13 protein-coding genes are annotated in these 15,256 nt (G+C 76.0%); 6 read left to right on the top strand and 7 right to left on the bottom strand.

Translation table 11 applies throughout. From position 1 onward, the window contains the following. Window positions 1–4 precede the first annotated feature (4 nt). Together eda and nhaA are read left to right on the top strand one after the other, a co-directional pair. The gene (gene eda, locus AFB00_RS26665) at window positions 5–622 is read left to right on the top strand and encodes a bifunctional 4-hydroxy-2-oxoglutarate aldolase/2-dehydro-3-deoxy-phosphogluconate aldolase (RefSeq protein WP_068799464.1); all 618 of its coding nucleotides are present in this window, start codon (window positions 5–7) and stop codon (window positions 620–622) included. A 101-nt stretch (window positions 623–723) separates the two neighbouring features. Then, window positions 724–2,028: a Na+/H+ antiporter NhaA gene (gene nhaA, locus AFB00_RS26660; protein ID WP_068799463.1), complete on the top strand. Its 1,305-nt coding sequence runs from the start codon at window positions 724–726 to the stop codon at window positions 2,026–2,028. A gap of 33 nt (window positions 2,029–2,061) precedes the next feature. Here nhaA and AFB00_RS26655 read toward each other — a convergent pair whose 3' ends face one another. Together AFB00_RS26655 and AFB00_RS26650 are read right to left on the bottom strand one after the other, a co-directional pair. After that, a complete protein-coding gene (locus AFB00_RS26655; RefSeq protein WP_068799462.1) occupies window positions 2,062–2,289 on the bottom strand; it encodes a hypothetical protein in 228 nt (75 codons plus the stop codon). Continuing rightward, the gene (locus AFB00_RS26650; RefSeq protein ID WP_068799461.1) at window positions 2,286–2,465 is read right to left on the bottom strand and encodes a hypothetical protein; all 180 of its coding nucleotides are present in this window, start codon (window positions 2,463–2,465) and stop codon (window positions 2,286–2,288) included. Before AFB00_RS26650 ends, AFB00_RS26655 begins: the two co-directional genes overlap by 4 nt. Before the next feature lie 227 nt (window positions 2,466–2,692). Between AFB00_RS26650 and AFB00_RS26645 the strand changes: the two genes are divergently transcribed. From AFB00_RS26645 to AFB00_RS26630, 4 genes are read left to right on the top strand one after another with little or no spacing between them, the layout of a single operon-like run. Further along, window positions 2,693–3,916 (top strand): metallophosphoesterase family protein, encoded by a 1,224-nt coding sequence (locus AFB00_RS26645; protein WP_231974505.1) that lies wholly within the window; start codon window positions 2,693–2,695, stop codon window positions 3,914–3,916. Beyond that, complete coding sequence (locus AFB00_RS26640; RefSeq protein WP_068799459.1) at window positions 3,913–7,455, top strand: AAA family ATPase; 3,543 nt, start codon at window positions 3,913–3,915, stop codon at window positions 7,453–7,455. Before AFB00_RS26645 ends, AFB00_RS26640 begins: the two co-directional genes overlap by 4 nt. A gap of 13 nt (window positions 7,456–7,468) precedes the next feature. After that, window positions 7,469–8,386: an aldose 1-epimerase family protein gene (locus AFB00_RS26635; RefSeq protein ID WP_068799458.1), complete on the top strand. Its 918-nt coding sequence runs from the start codon at window positions 7,469–7,471 to the stop codon at window positions 8,384–8,386. Between the two features lie 56 nt (window positions 8,387–8,442). After that, a complete protein-coding gene (locus AFB00_RS26630) occupies window positions 8,443–9,066 on the top strand; it encodes a malonic semialdehyde reductase (RefSeq protein WP_068799457.1) in 624 nt (207 codons plus the stop codon). A gap of 6 nt (window positions 9,067–9,072) precedes the next feature. Here AFB00_RS26630 and AFB00_RS26625 read toward each other — a convergent pair whose 3' ends face one another. The 5 genes from AFB00_RS26625 to AFB00_RS26605 are packed head-to-tail and all read right to left on the bottom strand — an operon-like array spanning window position 9,073 to window position 15,236. Beyond that, window positions 9,073–10,188 (bottom strand): serine hydrolase domain-containing protein, encoded by a 1,116-nt coding sequence (locus tag AFB00_RS26625; protein WP_231974089.1) that lies wholly within the window; start codon window positions 10,186–10,188, stop codon window positions 9,073–9,075. Further along, window positions 10,185–11,828 (bottom strand): ATP-binding cassette domain-containing protein, encoded by a 1,644-nt coding sequence (locus AFB00_RS26620; protein WP_231974088.1) that lies wholly within the window; start codon window positions 11,826–11,828, stop codon window positions 10,185–10,187. The genes AFB00_RS26625 and AFB00_RS26620 overlap by 4 nt, the downstream gene beginning before the upstream one ends. Next, window positions 11,825–12,721: an ABC transporter permease gene (locus AFB00_RS26615; RefSeq protein ID WP_068799456.1), complete on the bottom strand. Its 897-nt coding sequence runs from the start codon at window positions 12,719–12,721 to the stop codon at window positions 11,825–11,827. Before AFB00_RS26615 ends, AFB00_RS26620 begins: the two co-directional genes overlap by 4 nt. Further along, window positions 12,718–13,680, bottom strand: coding sequence for an ABC transporter permease (locus AFB00_RS26610; RefSeq protein WP_068800703.1), 963 nt, complete (start codon window positions 13,678–13,680; stop codon window positions 12,718–12,720). Before AFB00_RS26610 ends, AFB00_RS26615 begins: the two co-directional genes overlap by 4 nt. Window positions 13,681–13,685: 5 nt before the next feature. Next, on the bottom strand, window positions 13,686–15,236 hold the full coding sequence (locus tag AFB00_RS26605; RefSeq protein ID WP_068799455.1) for an ABC transporter substrate-binding protein: 1,551 nt from the start codon (window positions 15,234–15,236) through the stop codon (window positions 13,686–13,688). Window positions 15,237–15,256: the final 20 nt, after the last annotated feature.

The following is a 15,256-nucleotide window of genomic DNA, read 5'->3' as shown; positions in this document are numbered from 1 at the left end:
CACCGTGAGCGAGAAGCTGCTGGACCTGGCCCCGGTCGTCCCCGTCGTCGTCCTGGAGGACGCGGCGGCGGCCGTCCCGCTGGCCAGGGCACTGGTCGACGGCGGCCTGCCGGTCATCGAGGTGACCCTGCGGACGCCGGCCGCGGCCGAGGCCGTCCGCCGGATCGCCGCCGAGGTGCCCGACGCCGTGGTCGGCACCGGCACCGTGCGCACCCCGGCCGACGTGGCCCTGTCGGTACGGGCCGGCGCCCGGTTCCTGGTCAGCCCGGGCGCGACGCCGCGGCTGCTCGACGCGATGGAGGACTCCGGGCTGGACCTGCTGCCCGGCACGTCGTCGATCTCGGAGATGCTCGCCGTGGCCGAGCGCGGGCACACGGCGATGAAGTTCTTCCCCGCCGAGGCCGCCGGGGGAAGGCCGTTCCTCAAGTCGGTGGCGGGCCCGCTGCCGGACCTGCGGTTCTGCCCGACCGGCGGGATCACCGTGGCCACCGCACCGGACTACCTGGCCCTGCCGAACGTCGGCTGCGTGGGGGGCTCGTGGCTCACCCCGGCCGACGCCGTCGCGGCCGGGGACTTCGGCCGGATCCGGGAGCTGGCCGCCGCGGCCGCCGCGCTCGCCTGAGCTCGTCCCGGCCGCCGCGGGTCGCTAGGGTGGTCCGCGGTGTGCCGGGAAGTCTGGTCGGCGTGCGATGACGTCTGCCCGCCGACCCCCTCCGGAGAGCCGTGAGCACCTCACCGAAGTCCCCCCGCCGCCTGCTGCCCCGCGGTACCTGGCCGGAGGCCCGCCGGGTCGCCGACGTGCTCCGGGCCGAGACGGTCGGGGGCGGCCTGCTCGTCGGCGCCGCCGTCGTCGCGCTGCTGTTCGCCAACTCGCCGTGGCGCGGCGCCTACACCGGCCTGGCCGGGTTCACCCTGGGGCCGGCGGCGCTGCACCTCGACCTGTCGCTGGCGACCTGGGCCGCGGACGGGCTGCTGGCGATCTTCTTCTTCGTCGTCGGCCTGGAGCTCAAACGGGAGTTCCTCGCCGGTGACCTGCGGGATCCGCGACGGGCTCTGCTGCCGGTCGCGGCCGCGGTGGGCGGGATGATCGCTCCGGCACTGATCTACGTCGCGATCAACGCCGGCGATCCCGACGCGCTCGCGGGGTGGGCGATCCCGACGGCCACCGACATCGCGTTCGCGGTGGCCGTGCTCGCCGTCATCGGATCCAGCCTGCCGTCGGCGCTGCGGATGTTCCTGCTGACCCTGGCCGTCGTCGACGACCTCCTGGCCATCACGATCATCGCGATCTTCTACACCGACGAGCTCTCCTTCGGGCCGCTGCTGCTCTCGCTGCTCCCGCTCGGCCTGTTCGCACTGGCCGTGCACCGCGGGGTGCGGGCCTGGTGGCTGCTGCTGCCGCTCGCGGCGGTGGCCTGGGCACTGGTGCACGCCTCCGGGGTGCACGCGACGGTGGCGGGCGTGCTGCTCGGGTTCGCCGTCCCGGTGCTCGGGCGGCACGGCGTCCTCAACGAGCGGTTCGAGCACACCTGGCGGCCGATCTCGGCCGGGTTCGCGGTCCCGGTCTTCGCGTTCTTCGCGGCCGGGGTGTCGGTCGTCGACGGCGGCGGCCTCGGGGCTGCGCTGCGCGACCCGGTCACGCTGGGCATCGTCGCGGGCCTCGTGCTGGGCAAGACGATCGGGGTGCTGGGCGCCACCTGGCTGGTCCAGCGGTTCACCCGGGCCGAGCTGTCGGAGGACCTCGGCTGGTGGGACCTGCTCGGCCTGGCCCAGCTCGCCGGGATCGGGTTCACGGTGTCGTTGCTGGTCGGCGAGCTGGCGTTCGGCACGGGCACGCCGCAGGACGACCACGTGAAGATCGGGGTGCTCGGCGGATCGCTGCTCGCGGCCGTGCTCGCCACCGTGCTGCTGCGCATCCGCAACGGGCACCACCGGCGGCTCGCCGCCGCCGAGACCCGCGACGACGACGGGGACGGCGTCCCGGACGTCTACCAGCGCGAGGAGCGGGATCCCGGCGGGAGCCGCTGACGGCGCCCGCCGGCGGCGTCGCCGGGCGAGCCGTCAGCGGTGGTCGGCCTGCGCGGCGGCGTGCCGCACGGCGGCGGGGGACAGGCCGCGACGGGACCGGTCCCACTCCCCGGTGTCGGGCCGGGCACACGGCAGGGCGTGCACGTGGGTACGCACCGGTGCGCCGTCGGGCAGGACACCGCCGTGGGTGCGGACCCGCATCGGCTCCCGGGTCCGGTCGATCGGGTTGTAGCACCGCTCGCAGAGCAGGTCCCGGGTCATGCGGCGCGGTCCCGCCCGGTGGCCCCGCCGGCCGCGGGGCAGGCGTCGGAGTGCACGACCGCGTCGCGCCACACGACGGTGCCGGCCGTGTCGGCGTGGTCGATGTGCGCGAGCCGGTAGTGGCGCTCCAGCGCGGGATCGATCGGGGCGTAGCAGCGTTCGCAGAGCAGGATCATCGTCTCCCGGACCTCACCGGAGCTGTCGGACCCCCGTCATGCTGCCCCCGTGACCGGTCGGTGCGACCCCGAAGGTGACCGGCGCCGCGTGTGGTCTGCCCCACCTGACCTGCGACGACGCGACCGGACGTCGACTCGCCGGGTCACCTCGCCGTCACCGTCGGTGCCAGCTCCTACACTCGGTCGTCCCCGAACCCCGACCCTACGGAGTCCCTTCCTTGCGTCTGGTGCACGCCGCCGACCTGCACCTGGACAGCCCGCTGCGCGGGCTGGCCCGGCTCGGCGACTCCGAGCTCGCCGCGACCCTGCGGGGCGCGACCCGGCGGGCCTGCGAGAACCTGGTCGACGCCGTGATCGACCACCGTGCGGACGCGCTGCTGCTCGCCGGCGACGTCTACGACGGGGACTGGAAGGACTACGCGACCGGCGCGTTCTTCGTCCGGCAGCTGTCCCGGCTGCACGACGAGGGCGTCCCGGTCTTCCTGATCAACGGCAACCACGACGCGGAGTCCGAGATCACCCGGTCGCTGCGGCTGCCGCCGAACACCCACCGGCTCTCGGTCGAGGAGCCGGAGTCGGTCGTCCTCGACGATCTCGGGCTCGCCGTGCACGGGCAGGGGTTCGCCCGCCGCGCCGTGCTGGAGAACCTGGTGCCCGCCTACCCCGACCGGGTTCCGGGCCTGGTGAACGCCGGGATGCTGCACACCTCGGTGCAGGGCGACGACCGGCACGACACCTACGCCCCGTGCCGCCCCGAGGACCTGTCCGGCTGCGGCTACGAGTACTTCGCGCTCGGGCACGTGCACGAGCAGCGGGTGGTGTGCGACGGCCCGCACCGGGCGGCGTTCTCCGGCAACCTGCAGGGCAGGCACCCGCAGGAACGCGGTCCCAAGGGCGCCCTGCTCGTCGACGTCGAACCGGGCCGCCCGGCGACGACGACGCCCCTGGTCCTCGACGTCGCCCGGTGGGAGCTGGTCGAGGTCGACATCGGCGGGATGGGCGACGCGGACGAGGTGTTCGACGCGGTCACCGCCGCGGTCCGGGAGCGCTGCGTGCAGGCGGCGCCGCGCACCGTCGTCGCGCAGGTGACGCTGAGCGGCGCCGGCCCCGCCGCCGGCGGGCTGACCGACACCGAGCGGGTCCGCACCGAGCTGGAGCTGGCCGCCGAGTCCGCCGGTGCGGTGCTGGAGAAGGTCCGCAACCGCACCCGGCCCCCGGCCGAGGCGCTCACCGTCGATCCCGAGCTGACCGCCGCGGTCAGTGCCGCGGCCGCCGAGCTGGCCGGTGACCCGGAGCGGATCCGGGAGCTCGCCGCGCCGCTGGAGCGGGAGGTGGGCCGCCGCCTGCGCGAGGCGGGCCTGCTCGACCTGCGCGACGGCGACCGCCTCGCGACACTCGCCCGCCGGGCGGAGCAGGAGCTGCTGTCCCGGATGGCGGGCGAGGCGTCGTGACCGGGCACCCGACCGCGCGGCTGCGGGCGCTGGTCCTCGAACGCTACGGCGCCTACGAGGGGCGTTCGCTCGAGCTCGGGACCGGGCTGACGATCGTCTGCGGGCCGAACGAGGCCGGCAAGACCACCCTGCTCGACGCCCTGTCGGACCTGCTGTGGGGGATGCCGCGCCCGGCCCGGCACGCCTACGCGTTCAGCCCGGCCCGCCTCGCCGTCTCGGCGCGGGTCGAGAGCGACGCGGTGCCCGGCGGCGCCGCGGTCCTGCGCCGGACCACCCGGGGCCTGCACGACGACGGCGACGTCGCGGTCGTCGCACCGTGGGGCGACGGCGGTGCCGACGCGCGCCGCCGCTGGCGGGAGGGCTTCGGCCTGGGCCACGAGCAGCTCCGGGAGGGCGGGCGCAAGCTCTGCGCCGGCGGCGGCGACCTCGCCGAGCTGGTGTTCACCGCCCGCTCGGGGCGGGACGCCCGGGCACTGGTCGGAGCGCTCGACGCCGAGGCCGACGCGCTCTACAAGGAGCACCGGGGCAGCCGGTCGGTCGCCGTCCGGGCCGCGTTCGCCCGGTTCACCGAGACCGAGCAGCTGGTCGAGGACCGGATGGCGCGGGCAGGTGAGGTCACCGCGCTCGCGGACGAGATCGAGCGGCTGGAGCGCCGGGCCGCCGAGCTGGCCCGCACCCGCCGGGCCGCCGCCGTCGCGGCCGAGCGGGCCCGGCAGGCGGTCCGGGCCCAGGAGCCCGCCCGGGAGCTCGCCGCGCTGCGGGCCGAGCGTGCGTCGTTGTGCGCCACCGGGGCCGCGCTGGACGGGGCGTCACTGGCCGAGTACACCCGGGCCACCGCCGACCGGGCGGCCGCCGAGGAGCAGCGCGACGAGCACCGGGCCGCGGCCGACGATCTGCGGTCCCGGCGCGCCGGGCTGGACCTGGACGAGGACCTGCTGGCCGACGCGACCCGGATCCGGGAACTGGAGTCCGCGGCCCAGGCCCGCCGGGCGGACGCCGAGCGGGCGGCCCGGCTGCGCACCGACGCCGCGGAGCTGCACCGCCGCGCGGAGTCGGCGCTGGCCGGGCTGGTCGCCGAGGACGGCCGCAGCGCCGACGAGCGGCTCGCCGCCGTGCACCTGCCCGCGGACCGGGCGCGCGACCTCGACGCGATCGCCCGCCGGCTGCACGACGCGGCGGCCGAGGCGGAGCGGGCGGAGCGGCTGCACGCCGAGGCGCTGGCCGAGGTGCGGGAGGCGGCCGACGTCCCCGGCGGGCTCGATCCCGAGACGGTCGGCCGGGTCGCCGAGGTCCACCGCGCGATCGAGGCCGAGGGCTCGGCCGCGGCGCTGTGCCGGGCCGCCGTCGTCGAGCGGGACGCCGCGATGGCCCGGCGCAGCACCGCACTGACCACGGCCGGTCACCGCGGGGTGCCCGCCGAGGCCGGGGACGTGCTCGCGCCGCCGGTGCGCGAGGTCCGGTCCGCCCGGTCCGCGGTGCGGGCGGCCGAGCAGGACCTGCGGGCGGCCGAGCGCTCCGCCGCCGAGGCCGCGGAGCGCGCCGACCGGGCCCGCGCCGCGCGCGACGGGGTCGTCGCGCGGGGCCGTCCGGTCGGCGCGGACGCGCTGGCCGCGGCGCGGACCGAGCGGGACGACGCGGTGACCGCCCTTCTGGCGGCGGGGCCGGGTGACCCGATGGCGGCCGGGCGGCTGGCGGCGGCCGTCGCCGCGGCCGACCGGGTCGCCGACGACATGATCGCCTCTGCGGACCGGGTCGCCGAGCTGGCCCGCCGGGAGGCCGAGCTGACCGACGCGGACACCGCGGCCGGTGCGGCGTCGGCGCTGGCCGGCGAGGCCCGCGAACGGCTCGCCGGCGCGAGCGGGGCCTGGGCGACGCTGTGGCGCACGCACGGCGTCGCCGTCCCCGACCCGGACGACGCCGACACCGTCCTCGCCGCGCTGGGCGAGGCCGTCCGGGCCCAGGACGAGGTGTCCCGGGCCGACGAGCGGCTCGCCCGGTTGCGCGACCAGGCCGACGAGCAGGAGCGGGCGCTGGCCGCCGCCCTGGCCGCGGCCGGCCGGCCCCGCGACGGGGCACCGCTGGACGTGCTGCTGCTCGCGGCGGAGGACCTGGCCACCGAGGCCGGGCACGCCAGGGACCGCCGGGTACTGCTGACCCGGTTGCGCAGCGAGGCCGAACGGGCCGGCGGCGCCGCGGACGCGGCCCGGCACGAGCGGGAGCTGGCCACCCAGCGCTGGCGGTTCGCGCTGCGCGGCGCCGGGCTGCCGACGGATCTGGAGCCCTCCGGCTGGGACACCCGCCGTGACACCGTCGCCGACGCCCAGCAGGCCGGCGCCCTGGCCCGGCAGGACGACGCCGAGGCCCGCCGCCTGGAACGCGCGGTCACCGCACACCGGCGTGCGGTCGGGGTGCTGGCCGAGCAGCACCTGGACCGGGCGCCGACCGGCACCGCGGCCGCCGACCGGCTCGGCGAGCTGGCCGACCGGGTCCGGGAGGTGACCACGTCCGCGGTGTCGGCCGGGCACCTCGACGACGGCATCGTCGCCGCCGAGGAGTCCGCGGCCCGGGCCGCCCGTGCGGCGGCGACCGCGGGCGCGGTGCTGGACCGGCTCGCCGTCGAGCTGGCGCTCACCGAGGCCATGGAACCGGGCGGGCTGGGTGCGGCGGCCGAGCGCGGGCTGCGGGTCGCCGACCTGGACGCCCGGATCGCCGAGCAGGCGCGGCTGCTGGCGGCCGCGGCGCCGGACCTGGAGGCCGACGAGCTCGTCGCGTCCGCGCCGGACACCGAGCCGGGCGCGCTGGCCGAGGCGTGCGACCGGGCCGACGCGCACGAGGCCGAGCTCGGCGCCGAGCAGGACGGCGTGAGCGAGCAGCTGGGCGGCCTGCGGGCCCGCCGCCGGGAGCTGGAGGAGGCCGAGGGCGCCGCCGACCTGCACGCCCGCGCCCAGTCCGAGCTGGCCGGTGTCGCCGAGGCCGCGGAGCGTTACCTGCTGCTGCACCTGCAGCGGGAGATCCTGCGCCGCGAGCTCGAGGCCTACGAGCGCAGCCACGCCTCGCCGTTGCTGGTGCGGGCCGGTGCGGTGCTGGAACGCCTCACCGGTGGCCGGTTCGTCGCGCTCCGTCCGCCGTCGGGGACCGGGGGCGGCGCCCGTTCGCTGGTCGCGGTGCGCGGGGACGGCGAGGAGCTGGTCCCGGAGAAGCTGTCCGAGGGCACCGCGGACCAGGTGCACCTGGCGTTGCGGCTGGCCGGGATCGAGCAGCTGCAGGCCGACCGCGTCGCGGCCGGTCTGCCGCCGGTCCCGGTGGTGCTCGACGACGTGCTGATGACCTTCGACGACGAGCGGGCCCCGGCCGCGATCCGGGTGCTCGCCGAGCTCGCCGGGACGGCCCAGGTCCTGCTGTTCACCCACCACGAGCACGTCGTGGGGCTGGCCCGGCGGACCGGGGTCGACTTCACCGTCGCGGAGCTGGGTCCACCCGCCCGGGTGGACGCGGTCCTCGACGCCGACGCCGCCCGGTCGACCCCGCTGGCGGGCTGACAGACTGCGCCCCATGGACGCCTGCGGTGAGCGCTTCGTGATCGTCAGCGGTGACGCCCGTGCCGAGGTCGACGAGGTCGGCGGCGGCCTCGCCGGTTTCCAGCAGGCGGGGCGGCTGCGGCTGGAGCCGCACCCGCCGACGGCCCGGCCGCCGAAGGGATCGGGTGCGCTGCTCGCGCCGTGGCCGAACCGGGTGGCCGGCGGGCGCTGGCGGCACCGCGGCACCGAGCAGCGGCTCGCCCTGACCGAGCCGGCGCCCGGGAACGCCATCCACGGCCTGCTGCGCCACGTGCCGTGGACGCTCGTCGAGCGCGGTGGCGACCACGTCGTGCTCACGGCGGTCGCACCGGTCCAGCCGGGCTGGCCGCAGCCGGTCCGCCTGATGGTCACCTACACCGTCGGGTCCGGCGGGCTGACGGTCGAGACCACCGCCGAGAACGTCGGGTCCGCGCCGGTCCCGTTCGGCCTCGGGTTCCACCCGTACCTGCGGGTCGGGGACGTCCCGACCGACGACCTGGAGCTGACCCTGGCCGCGCGCACCAGGCTGCCGCTGACCGACGGCGTCCCGGCCGGCCCGGTGCAGCCGCTGACCCGGCCCTACTCCGCGACCCCGATGGCGGAGGTCCGGCTCGACGACGCGTTCGGGGGCTGCCTGCCCGACGAGCGCGACGAGTACGTCCGGCACCGGGTCACCGCGCCGGACGGCGGCGGCACCGAGCTGTGGGCCGAACCGGCCTTCGGCTGGGTGCAGGTGTTCACCCCGGCGGAGTTCCCGCGCCAGGGCCCCGACGGTGCGGTCACGGTGTCGCGGGCGGTCGCCGTCGAGCCGATGACCTGCCCGCCGGACGCGCTGAACTCGGGGACCGACCTGATCGAGCTGGTGCCCGGCGAGGCCCAGGTGCTGCGCTGGGGAGCCTGCGCCACCGGGTGATCCGTTTCACCGCGGAATGCGAAATCCTCCGGCGATAGTTGAACGCTCTACGGTTCATGACCGTCACGACCCCGTTCCCCGCCCGGCTGCCCGTCCTCGACGACACCGGCCGGGCCGCGCTGTTCACCGAGGCGCGCACCGCGAACACGTTCACCGGCGAGCCGGTCACCGACGAGCAGCTCCGGAGCATCTGGGAGCTGGCCCAGTGGCCGCCGACCGCGGCGAACACCCAGCCGCTGCGGGTCACGTTCGTGCGCTCGGAGCAGGGCCGGGAGCGGCTGCTGCCGCTGCTCGCGGAGGGCAACCGGGCCAAGACGGCGTCCGCCCCGGTGACCGCGCTGCTCGCCGCGGACCTCGACTTCCACGAGCACTCGCCGGTCACGTTCCCGGTGAAGCCGGGCATGCGCGAGGGGCTGGCGGCCCAGGGCCGCGACGGCCGCGCCGACATGGCCCGGTTCAACGCGAGCCTGCAGATCGGCTACCTGCTGCTGGCCGCCCGGGCCCACGGGCTCGCGACCGGGCCGATGGCCGGGTTCGACGCCGACGCCGTCACCGCGGAGTTCTTCCCGGGCGGGCAGCACCGCGTCCTGCTCGTGGTGAACCTGGGCCACCCCGGCGACGACGCCTGGCACCCGCGGCTGCCGCGACTGGCCGCCGAGGACGTCCTGTCCTTCGCCTGAGCCGGGTCACAGACACGCGTGCAGCGCGGCGAGCAGCACCGACGCCCGGTCGTCGGTGTCCTCGGCGCGCATCTCGTTGCTGAGGAACGAGAACCCGATCCCGTGCCCCGGCCAGGCGCCGTGCCGGCCACCGCCGGCACCGCTGTGGCCGAACGCGACCGGCTCCGGGCCGTAGGTGCCGATCGGGTCGGCCAGCTCGTAGCCGAGACCGAAACGCAGCGGCCGGTCGTTGACCGCGTCGATCCCCTCGGCGTGGGTGCGGCACGCCCGCTCCAGCGCGGCCCGGGGGACCGGTGACCGCTGCGGGCCGGTGAGCGCGGCGTAGAGCCGGGCGACCGCCGGGGCTCCGGCGACCCCGCCGCCGGCGAGCGCACCGGAGCGGTACCAGCGCGGGGTGTTGACGGTCTCGGCGTCGTCGAGCAGCACCCGGTACATCCGCTCGACGGTGCGCCGGCGCTGCTCGTCGTGCAGGAACGTCGAGATCCGGTAGCCGGGCTCCCGGACGATCCGGGCCGGCTCCGGTGGTGCCGTCGCCAGGTGCACCCGGGCTCCCGGCACCCGGGCGACGACGTCCTCCACGACCGAGCGCGGGTCGTCCCCGGTGGCCCGGCGCAGCAGCTCCGCCACCAGGTGCCCCCAGGTCAGGGCGTGATAGGCGACCCGGGTCCCGGGCTCCCAGAGCGGTGGCTGCCGGGCCAGCACCGCGGCCTGGGCCCGGTCGTCGAGCCCGGCCGTGACGTCGGGCTCCGGATCGACGTAGGGGAGGCCCACGGTGTGCGCCAGGACGTCGCCGACCGTCGCCCGGTCCTTGCCCGCCGCACCGAACTCCGGCCAGTACCGGGTGACCGGCGCGTCCGGGTCGAGCCGGTCGGCGAGCGCGGCGCACGCGGTGGCGGCGAGCCCCTTGGTCCCGGAGAACAGGACCGCGACCGTGCCGGCCTCCCACGGGCGTCCGGTGAGCGGGTCGGCGAGCCCGCCGTGCAGCTCCACGACCGGCTCACCGCCCCGGACCACCGAGAACGCCATCCCGCCCGTGGCGCCCGCGAGCACCGCGGCGAACGCGTCGGCGACCGGGGCGAACCCGCGCGCCACGGTGCCCCGCACCGCCGACGCCGTGCTCACCGGACGGTCGCCATCTTCGGGGTGTGCTCCAGCAGCTCGCGGGTGTACTCGTGCTGCGGGTTCGCCAGCACGTCGTCGACCGTGCCCTGCTCGACGATCCGGCCGCCCTGCAGCACCGCGATCCGGTCGGCGACCTCCCGGGCCAGCGCGATGTTGTGGGTCACGAACAGCATCGCGGTGCCCAGCTCGCGGCGCACCGTCGCCAGCAGCTCGATGATCGCCGCCTGCACCGACACGTCCAGTGCCGAGGTCACCTCGTCGCAGACCAGCACGTCCGGCGCCGTGACCAGCGCCCGCGCGATCGCGGCGCGCTGGCGCTCGCCGCCGGACAGGCCGCCCGGGTAGCGGTGGGCGAACGTCTCGTCCAGCCGGACCTGGCCCAGCATGTCGATCACCCGGGCCTGCCGGGCACCGGCGTCGAGATCGGTGAGGTGCCGCAGCGGGACCTCCAGCGAGCTGGCGATCGTCCGCCGCGGGTTGAGCGAGGCGAACGGGCTCTGGAAGACGTACTGCACGCTGCGCAGCTGGGCGTAGCTGCGCGGCATCGACAGGGCGTCACCCTTGAGCGTCAGCGTGCCCGCGTCGAGCTCCAGCAGGCCGGACAGGCCGCGGGCCAGGGTGGTCTTCCCGGACCCGGACTCACCGAGCAGCATCAGGCACTCGCCCGGCCACAGCTCGACGTCGACGCCGTCCAGCACGGTCTTCGGGCCGTAGCGCTTGCCGGCGCCGGAGACCCGCAGCAACGGCTCCCCGTCCCCGGACGGCGACGGGTCCCGCTCGACGGCCCGGTCCAGATCCGGCACGGCCGAGATCAGCGCCCGGGTGTACGGGTGCTCGGGCGCGGTCAGCACCTGGCGCACCGACCCGGTCTCGACGACCTCGCCGGCCTGCATCACCGCGACCCGGTCCGCCAGCTCGGCGACGACGGCGAGGTCGTGGGTGATGTAGAGCGCCGCCGTGCGCGACCGCGTGACCAGGTCGCGGACGGTGTCCAGGACCAGGTCCTGGGTGGTGACGTCCAGGCCGGTCGTCGGCTCGTCGAGGACGACGACGTCCGGCCGGTTCGCGAACGCCGCGGCGATCCCGACCCGCTGCTGCTGCCCGCCGGAGAGCTGGTGCGGGTAGCGCCGCAGGTAGGTGTCGTCCCCGGGGAGGCCGACGTCGGTGAGGACCTCGCGGACCCGGGCGGTGACGTCGCCCTCGTAGCCGTGGGCCGCCAGCACCTCGGCGACCTGGGTACCGATCCGCAGCAGCGGGTTCAGCGACAGCGCCGGGTCCTGCGGCACGTAGCTCACGAGGCGCCCGCGGACGCCGCGGATCGTGGCCTCGTCGACGGCGAGCAGGTCCTCGTGGGTCTCGGTGTGCCCGTGGAAGGCGATCGTCCCGCCGGTGTGCTCCAGCCCGGTCCGGAAGTGGCCGAGCGCGGCCAGCGCCGCGGTCGTCTTCCCGGAGCCGGACTCGCCGACCAGGGCGAGGATCTCCCCGGGGGCGACGGCGTAGTCGACCCCGTGCAGCACCTCCCGGCCGCCGAGGGTGGCGATCCGCAGGCCGCTGCACGCGATGGTGTACCCACCCTCGCCGGTGGCTCCGCTCTCGCCGGTGGCTCCGCTCTCGCCGGTGGCTCCCATCGTCTCGCTCATGCCGCCGCCTCCCCGGTGGTGTCCGCGGACTCCTTGGCCAGCGCGTCGGTGATCATGTTGGTCCCCACGGTGAGGATCGCGATCGCCAGCACCGGGAGCAGCACGCCCCAGGGGGCGACGATCAGCGCGATCCGGTTCTCGTTGATCTGCAGGCCCCAGTCCGCCGCGGGCGGCTGCACGCCGAGCCCGAGGAACGACAGCGACGCCACGTAGCCGATCGAGTAGGTCAGGCGCAGGCCCAGCTCCACCATCACCGGGCCGGTGATGTTCGGCAGCACCTCGGTGGCGAGGATCCGCCGCCGGGGCACGCCGTACATCCGGGCGGCGAGCACGTAGTCCTGCCCGGCGACGGCGAGCGTCGCCTGCCGGGCGACCCGGGCCACCCGGGGGATGTGCGTGATGCCGATGACGAGCACCAGCAGCCAGCCCGAGGAGCCGAGCACGGCGACCGCGAGCAGGGCGAGCACCAGCTGCGGGAACGACAGCAGCACGTCGCCGCCCCGCATGATCAGCGAGTCGAGCCGGCTGGTGCGGTCCCCGGCGGAGTACCCGGCGAGCATGCCGAGGACGACCCCGCCGACGATGCCGATCGCCGTCGCGGCGAGCGCGTAGAGCAGCACCGGCCCGCCGCCGGCGAGGAACCGGGTGAGCACGTCACGGCCGAGGTCGTCGGTACCGGTGACGCCCTCGGCCCGGAACGGCCGCCCGGCGAAGTCGTCGACGCCGTAGCCGGTGAGCAGTGGCCCGAGCACCGGGCCGAGCAGCGCCACCACCACGACGACGAGGGTGAGCACCGCCCCGATCCGGGCCTGGCGGCGGCGGAACGTCCGCCGGATCAGCCCGGCGGGTGCCGCGGCTCCGGCTCCGGGTGCGGACTCCGTGGGGGCACTCATGCGCCACCTCCCGACGCGTGACGGATCCGCGGGTCGGCGACGATGCCGGCGACGTCCGCGGCGAGGTTCACCAGTACGTAGAACACCGCGATGATCAGCGTGATGGCCTGGACCACCTGCACGTCCCGGTTCGCGACGGCGTCGATCAACGCCTCGCCGATGCCCGGGTACCGGAACAGGAACTCGACGACCACGACACCACCGGCCAGCCAGGCCAGCTGCAGCGCGATGACCTGCGCGACCGGTCCGATGGTGTGCGGGACGGCGTGGCGCAGCAGCACCGTCCGCTCGGGGAGCCCCTTGAGCCGGGCCATCTCCACGAACCCGGCGTCGAGCGACTCCGAGAGCATCGCCCGGCTCATCCGGATCACGTAGGGCACGACGACCAGCGCGAGCGTCACCACCGGCAGCACCAGCTGCTCGGGCCGGGCCCACACCGGCTCGCCGGGCCGGGCGATCGTCACCGACGGCAGGATCCGGAACACCGAGGTCGCGAACACCACGACCAGCAGCACACCGATGACGAACTCCGGAAGGGCCGCGAGCACCAGGCTCGACCCGGACAGCGTCGAGTCGGTGCGGGTCCCGCGGCGCACCGCGGCCCAGGCGCCGAGGGCGAGCGCGATCGGGGTGGAGATCACCGCGGTCACGACCAGCAGCAGCGCCGACGCGGCGATCCGGCCGCCCAGCAGCTCACCGACCGGGCCCTGGGTGGCGGCGGAGAAGCCGAGATCGCCGGTGAGCACCCCGCCGAGCCAGGAGAAGTAGCGCTCCCAGGCCGGACGGTCGAGCCCGAGCTGCTCGGTGAGCGCGGCGATCCGCTCCGGGGTCGCCTGCTGGCCGAGGATGGCCCGCGCGGGGTCACCGGGCAGCAGCAGCGTCGCGCCGAAGATCAGCAGCGAGACGACGAACAGCACCACGACCGAGACGGCGAGCCGTTTCACGATCATCTTCGTCAGGAGGTTCACGCGCTCACCCACGCCTTCCGGAACTCGTAGCCGGACAGCGACAACCCGGTGCGGTTCGGGACGAGCCCGCCGACGTAGGCCTGGTGTGCGTCGACGCGGTCCGGCCAGCCCCAGATGAGGTAGCCGCCGCGGTCGAACTCGATCTTCTGGGCCTGGCGCACCAGCTGCGCCCGGGCGGTCCCGTCGACCTCGGAGCGGGCCCGGCGGATGACCGCCTGGTACTCCGGGTCCTCCCAGTGCGTCTCGTTGAACGGGGCGTCGGGCATCGAGGACTGCGACGCCTGCGGGATGTAGTTGCGGGTGTTCCAGAAGCTCTGCGCGAACTCCCACTGCAGGTACTGGTCGGAGAAGAAGGTGGAGGTGTCCACCCGGCGCAGGCCGACCTCCACCCCGGCCGCACGGGCCTGGGTGGCGTAGACCTGGGCCGCCTCGACGGTGCCGGCCTGGATCGGGGAGGTCACCAGCTCCAGCGACAGGTTCGGCTTCCCGGCCGCGGAGAGCAGGTCACGGGCCCGCTCGATGTCCTGCTCGCGGGTCGGGTCGAGGTACTCGGGGTCGAACCGGGCGTAGAGGTCCGCGGCCCGCGCGCCCAGGCCGGACAGCACCTGGTTCAGCATCTCGTCGCGGCCGGCGATCAGGCGCAGCGCCTGGCGGACCCGCACGTCGTCGAACGGGGCGACGTCGACCCGCATCGTGATCGGCAGCCACGCCCCGGTCTCGGAGGTGAGCAGCCGTACCGACTCGTAGGACCCGACGACCTCGGTGAGCGAGAGCGGTACCTGGTCGATCGCGTCGACCTGGCCGGAGAGCAGGGCGTTGATCCGGGCGTCGTCCTCGGCGAAGTTGATCAGCTCCAGCCGGTCGACGAACGGCTGGTCCGGGCGCCAGTAGCCGTCGTGGCGGACGAACACGCTCTGCTGGCCCGGGGTGAAGGACTCGAACCGGAACGCCCCGGTGCCGACCGGGCGCTCGACGTCGAAGTCGGCCGGGACGATCCCGCAGGAGTACTCGGCGAGGTACTGGTCGAACACCGGGGACGGCTCGCTCAGCACGAACCGGACCTCGCGGTCCCCGGCGACGACGACGTCGTCGAGGATGCCGAACTGCGAGGCACCGGACTTCGGGTCGTCCGGGTCGGTGATCCGCCGGAACGTCGCGACGACGTCGTCCGGGGTGACCGGGCGGCCGTCGTGGAACGTGATGCCGGACCGGATCGTCGCGGTCCAGGCGCGGGCGCCCGGCTCGGCGCGCACCGCCTCGGCGACGGCGGGCTGCAGGGTGTAGGCGTCGTCCCAGTGCAGCAGCGGTTCGTAGAGGCTCAGGGTGCGGGCGATGTCCGGGTTGGTGGCCGGGCTGTGCGGGTCGACGGTGTCGGACGCACCGCCACCGGTCACCCCCACGCGCAGCACCCCGCCACGGCGCGGCGGTCCGGCGTCGCGGGACGCGGCCGGTCCGCCGCAGCCGGCGAGCGCCGTCACCGCGGCGAGGCCGGCTGCGCCACCGAGCAGGCGGCGGCGTGAGAACGCCGCCGCTGTCGGGCTGATCATGAAGTTCTCCTCGGGGCAGG

It is taken from the genome of Pseudonocardia sp. HH130630-07 (genome assembly GCF_001698125.1).
Taxonomy (GTDB): Bacteria; Actinomycetota; Actinomycetes; order Mycobacteriales; family Pseudonocardiaceae; genus Pseudonocardia.
Note: the sequence above shows the minus strand (reverse complement) of the source record. Positions and strands in the feature narration are given on the sequence as shown.

Coding starts and splice junctions, on each gene's coding strand:
- AFB00_RS26655 (WP_068799462.1), bottom strand. CDS start 2,289: ATGACCCGGGACCTGCTCTGCGAGCGGTGCTACAACCCGATCGACCGG.
- AFB00_RS26650 (WP_068799461.1), bottom strand. CDS start 2,465: ATGATCCTGCTCTGCGAACGCTGCTACGCCCCGATCGATCCCGCGCTG.
- AFB00_RS26635 (WP_068799458.1), top strand. CDS start 7,469: ATGGACGCCTGCGGTGAGCGCTTCGTGATCGTCAGCGGTGACGCCCGT.
- AFB00_RS26630 (WP_068799457.1), top strand. CDS start 8,443: ATGACCGTCACGACCCCGTTCCCCGCCCGGCTGCCCGTCCTCGACGAC.
- AFB00_RS26620 (WP_231974088.1), bottom strand. CDS start 11,828: ATGAGCGAGACGATGGGAGCCACCGGCGAGAGCGGAGCCACCGGCGAG.
- AFB00_RS26615 (WP_068799456.1), bottom strand. CDS start 12,721: ATGAGTGCCCCCACGGAGTCCGCACCCGGAGCCGGAGCCGCGGCACCC.
- AFB00_RS26605 (WP_068799455.1), bottom strand. CDS start 15,236: ATGATCAGCCCGACAGCGGCGGCGTTCTCACGCCGCCGCCTGCTCGGT.